Below are 4803 nucleotides of genomic sequence, written 5' to 3'. Positions count from 1 at the left end.
AACGGCTCGATCAGCGACCACAGTTCATCCGACACGATCCACGGCCGCGACTGACGTTTCCCCACGACCAGACCAACGACCACCAAGACTGAAAGTCACATGATCAACAACTTCTGTTAGGACCCCTAAGGCGGATTCGCATGATGTCGCAACGTTGCAGGCTCAGAGTGCCAGAGCCGCGGCGAATGCCTGAGCCGGGGTCTGCCAACTCAGTGTCTTGCGGGGGCGATCGTTGAGCTCGCTGACGCGGAGGTCGTCAGCGGTGTGCAGGGACAGATTGGTGCGCTTGGGCAGGTACTGCCGGATCAAGCCGTTCGTGTTCTCATTCGTCCCTCGCTCCCAGGGACTGCCGGGGCGTGCGAAGAAGATCCCGTCGGTGAAGTAAGGCGCCAGTTCGTGATGGCGTGCCATCTCGGACCCTTGGTCCCAGGTGAGACTCCGGCGTGCCCGTTCCGGCAACGTCCCGAGAGTGACGATGAGGGCATCACGCAATTGGCCGGCCGAGTGCCCCTCCGGCAGCGGGACCAGGCGGAGATAGCGGGTTCGTCGGTCGACGAGCGTGGCGACGGAGACTGGTTGCGGGCGCCGACGACGAGGTCCCTCTTCCAGTCGCCGAGGCGCTCGCGCAGCTCGATGACCGGTGGCCGACGGTCGATGAGGACGGCGGGCGCAACGAATCGGGGCATGCGTTGGTCGGAACGGCGGCGCTGCTTTCTCAGCGGCCGACCGGTGCGGAGTTTCCTGGTCAGCGTCCTGCTCAGGCCGCCCTTGGCACCTTGATAGAGGGCGGACGGCTGTTGCGCCGCAACTCCCGGCTGCCCCCCCCGTTTACGGCGCCCGCCCAAGCAGGCTGGCTATCTCCCTGATCCCGAGGCCGCGACCACGCAACGAGGCGATCCTCCGACGCTCCAACAGCGATAAGTACCGACCCGAGCGCGAGGCTTCCGGAAGATAGTCCGGTTGCAGGCCACCGTTCTCCGCCCGCCACCGGTAGCCCGTCTTGCGCCCGATCCCAAGGCGCCTGCACGCCTCGACACTGCCCACCCCGACCGCCAGAAGGCGCCAGGACTCGGCCTCGAGCTCCAGCCTGTGCTTATGTCCCCGCCTCGCCATCAACACTCCACAATGATCAAGGAATCTTGCGACAAGCGTTAGAACAAAGCGCCGAATCGGCTCACATTTCAAGTGTCACCGACAGGTCTCGCTGGATGCGGCTTTCAGGACGTGGCCACTGCCCCTGCCAGCAGGGGTTCGGCACGGAACAGAGCCGCCCGTAGAACGAGCGGAGGCAGCAGGCTGGATCGGCGACATCGCCTGGCAGCTCCCGCTCCAGTGGCCCCTGGCGGTCGAGACACTGCCGAGCCCATCTAGTGACTGCGGCCGCCGGTTCGACTCGCTCCACCCATGAGTCCCGTCAGATCAGATCATGCCCTGCCTATACGCAGGGCTGGAAGATCCCTGAAGCCGCGCGGCAGGGGGCAGGATGATTAGTGATGAATCGTCCCCATGGAGGGGCCCTGCATGACATGGCTGATGGCCCTTGTTGACGGCTCGGGGCAACCCATCACGAGACTTTCATTTGAGCTCGGTTAGACTCTTTACGTATCGCTTCGACTCGCTTAATGTCGCAGCAACACGCCGGGACTACCCACCTCCTACGAGAGGGGCCCCGATCTGGGCGTGGTCCGGGCCTGAAGGTCCGAGTTCTTTCATCCAATGCGTTAGAAATCGAAAGTGATGTTTCGGCCATGCAAGTAGAGCCACGATTCAGGCCCCATCACCGGAGCAGGCCATGAAGCGGCCGCCGGTGCTCGCCGCGCGAGGACTGACCAAGTCCTACGGTCACGTCCAGGCACTGGACGGCACAGACTTCGATCTCCATGAAGGCGAGGTTGTTGCGCTCATCGGCGACAACGGAGCCGGCAAGAGCACGCTGGTGCGCATTCTGTCGGGCAGCGAGCTTCCTGATGCCGGATATATCACTGTCGACGGGTGTGAGGTCACCCTCAAGAGCCCGACCGACGCCCAGGCGCTGGGTATCGAGACGGTTTTCCAGGACCTCGCGCTCGCCCCACATCTGGATCCCGTACAAAACATGTACCTGGGACGGGAGCTGATGCGGTCAGGGCTCGCTGGGCGCCTCGGTTTCATGGATGTCAAGGCGATGCGTGCTCACAGCAGGGCTGCCTTCGACGACCTTGGCGCCACGGTCCGCGAGCTCACCACCCCGGTCGTCGGAATGTCCGGTGGTCAGCGGCAGGGCATTGCGGTGGCGCGGGCCGCCGCCTGGGCCAGCAAGGTGATCTTTCTGGACGAGCCCACCGCAGCACTGGGAGTGGTCCAGACCGAGAACGTGCTGCGCCTCATCCGACGGGTCAGTGAGAAGGGCGTGGGCGTGGTCTTCATCAGCCACTCCATGCCTCACGTGATGAGTGTCGCCGACCGCATCGAGGTCCTGCGGCGAGGCCGGCGGGTCGCTACCTTCAGCGCCGCCGACACCAGCATGGAGGAACTGGTGGCAGCGATGACTGGCGCGTACAAGCAGGAGACGTCATGAGCAGCACATCCACTGTCGGACACGGCGCGGACCAGCTTGAAGGCGAGCCGGAACCGACCCGCCTGGGAAAGATCATGAAGTTTCAGAACCTGCGCACGCTGCTCGTTCTGCTGGCGATCATGACGATTTTCACGGCACTGGACCCTTCAACTTTCCTGACCGCGTTCAACATCCGCGGCATCGTCGTCAACACCTCCATCCTGGCCGTCCTGGGAGTGGGAACCACTCTGGTGCTGATTACGGGCGGCATCGATCTGTCCGTGGGCAGTGTCCTGGTCTTCAGTGGGGTCGTGGCCGACAAGGCCATGGTCGCTGCGGGAGGACAGGGTTGGGGAGCTACGACACTGGGCATCGCTGTCGCCTGCGTCAGCGGCCTGGCCTGGGGATTGCTGAACGGCGTCTTGGTTGCCAAGGCGAAGGTTCCGCCGCTGATCGTCACGCTGGGCACGCTTGGCGCAGCCCTCGGACTCGCTCAGATCATCACCAACGGGCTGGATCTGCGGAACGCACCGACCGTGCTGGTGCAGACCATCGGAACGGGCAACCTCATAGGCCAGCTGCCGTTCCTGTCGGTCATCGCCGCTCTAGTGGTGGTGATCGGTATCGTGCTGCTGCACCGCACCCGGTTCGGCTTGCACACCTACGCCATCGGGTCCAACGCTGAAGCAGGACGGCGGGTCGGACTCAGGGTCGACCGCCACCTCATCCTCGTCTACGCGTTGGCGGGGCTCCTGGCCGGATTCGGCGGCCTGCTCAATCTGGCCTTCTTCCAGTCCACCACTATCGGCGGCCAGTCGAGCACCAACCTCAACGTCATCGCCGGCGCTGTGATCGGCGGCACCAGCGTTCTGGGCGGTGTAGGCACGATTTTTGGGACCGTCTTGGGCCTGTTCATCCCGGCCGTACTGCAAAACGGCTTCGTCATCACCGGCATCCAGCCCTTCTGGCAGCAGGTCGTCGTGGGGGCCGTACTCATCGCCGCTGTCTACCTCGACCAGCGTAAAAGGGCAAACGGCTCGCCCGGAAAGCTCTGGTCCTCCCTGCTCACCCGCTCAACCCCCACCACGTCCACCGCGCGAAAGGCAGACTCAAGATGAAGATCACCACCGTTCTCGCGGCGGGGCTCACGGTCATGGCCGCTTTCACCTCCGCCACAGCTTGCTCCTCCGCCGACGGCTCACCTGCGTCGACCAAGGAATTGCACAAGCTGGTGTTCATCCAGGGCGTGGCCGGTGACGGTTTCTACGTGAGTATGAAGTGCGGCATCGAGGCAGAGGCCAAGAAGCTCGGGGCCACCGTCACCACGCAGGGGCCCGCGAAGTTCGATCCGACCTTGCAGACGCCGATCGTGCAGTCGGTCGTCGCTTCCCACCCCGATGCAATCCTCATTGCGCCGACAGACATCTCTGCCATGCAGACGCCCATCGCCCAGGCCAAGGCCGCTGGTATCAAGGTCGTCCTCGTGGACACGACCCTCAAGGACCCCTCTGTCGCCGTGTCTTCCGTTTCTTCCGACAATCTCGGGGGCGGCAAGGCCGCGTTCAAGGCAATCAAGCAGCTCGCGCCGACGGGCGGCAAGGTGCTCACGGTCAGCGTGCAGCCAGGCATCAGCACCGCTGACGACCGAACTCGCGGGTTCTCCCAGGCGGCCAAGGCCGACCCCGCCTATAAGGACCTGGGCGTCCAGTACGATCAGAACGACCCCGCCAAGGCCGCCCAGATCGTCACCGCCGCACTCCAGAAGGATCCCGACATTGTCGGCATCTTCGCCACCAACCTCTTCTCCGCGGAGGGCGCAGCCACCGGTGTGCGCCAGGCTGGCAGGCAGAAGCAGGTCAAGATTGTCGGGTTCGATGCCGACCCCGCCCAGGTGTCTGCTCTCAAGGAAGGAACCGTCCAGGCACTCGTCGCCCAGCAACCGCAGACGATCGGCGTCGAAGGCGTCAAGCAGGCTGTCGCCGCGCTCAAGGGCAAGACGACAACGTCCTCGATCAAGACTGGGTTCTCGATTATCAACCGGGACAACCTCGACTCCACAGGGCAGGCAGCCATCTACAAGACGTCCTGCTGACGCAGGCGTTACGCGCGCCCATTCCAGGCGACAGGGCGCGGCGTGAACGGGCCTTGACCCGGAATCTTGGACACGGGCTATGCGGCTTGGGGCAGGGTAGTTGATGTTGTGTCGAGTGCCGTCTCGTAGGTGATGGGACTGCGTTGTCCGAGGCGGGAGTGACGGCGTCGGGTGT

General features: G+C 64.1%; 5 protein-coding genes. 3 read left to right on the top strand and 2 right to left on the bottom strand.

Annotated elements, in window-relative coordinates; all coding sequences use genetic code 11:
- Positions 1 to 162 precede the first annotated feature (162 nt).
- Positions 163 to 609: an IS30 family transposase gene (locus EHS43_RS47200; protein ID WP_260470898.1), complete on the bottom strand. Its 447-nt coding sequence runs from the start codon at positions 607 to 609 to the stop codon at positions 163 to 165.
- 219 nt (positions 610 to 828) lie between these two features.
- Positions 829 to 1113, bottom strand: a complete 285-nt coding sequence (locus tag EHS43_RS49055; protein WP_369009069.1) for a helix-turn-helix domain-containing protein — start codon at positions 1111 to 1113, stop codon at positions 829 to 831.
- A 679-nt stretch (positions 1114 to 1792) separates the two neighbouring features.
- Between EHS43_RS49055 and EHS43_RS37620 the strand changes: the two genes are divergently transcribed.
- Genes EHS43_RS37620 through EHS43_RS37610 form a run of 3 tightly spaced genes read left to right on the top strand, consistent with a single transcriptional unit; the run spans position 1793 to position 4628 of the window.
- Positions 1793 to 2557, top strand: coding sequence for an ATP-binding cassette domain-containing protein (locus EHS43_RS37620; RefSeq protein WP_125195111.1), 765 nt, complete (start codon positions 1793 to 1795; stop codon positions 2555 to 2557).
- Positions 2554 to 3654: an ABC transporter permease gene (locus EHS43_RS37615; RefSeq protein WP_125195110.1), complete on the top strand. Its 1101-nt coding sequence runs from the start codon at positions 2554 to 2556 to the stop codon at positions 3652 to 3654. The genes EHS43_RS37620 and EHS43_RS37615 overlap by 4 nt, the downstream gene beginning before the upstream one ends.
- The gene (locus EHS43_RS37610; RefSeq protein ID WP_125195109.1) at positions 3651 to 4628 is read left to right on the top strand and encodes an ABC transporter substrate-binding protein; all 978 of its coding nucleotides are present in this window, start codon (positions 3651 to 3653) and stop codon (positions 4626 to 4628) included. Before EHS43_RS37615 ends, EHS43_RS37610 begins: the two co-directional genes overlap by 4 nt.
- Positions 4629 to 4803: the final 175 nt, after the last annotated feature.

The sequence above is a fragment of the Streptomyces sp. RP5T genome, assembly GCF_003933965.1.
Lineage (GTDB): Bacteria > Actinomycetota > Actinomycetes > Streptomycetales > Streptomycetaceae > Streptomyces.
Note: the sequence above shows the minus strand (reverse complement) of the source record. Positions and strands in the feature narration are given on the sequence as shown.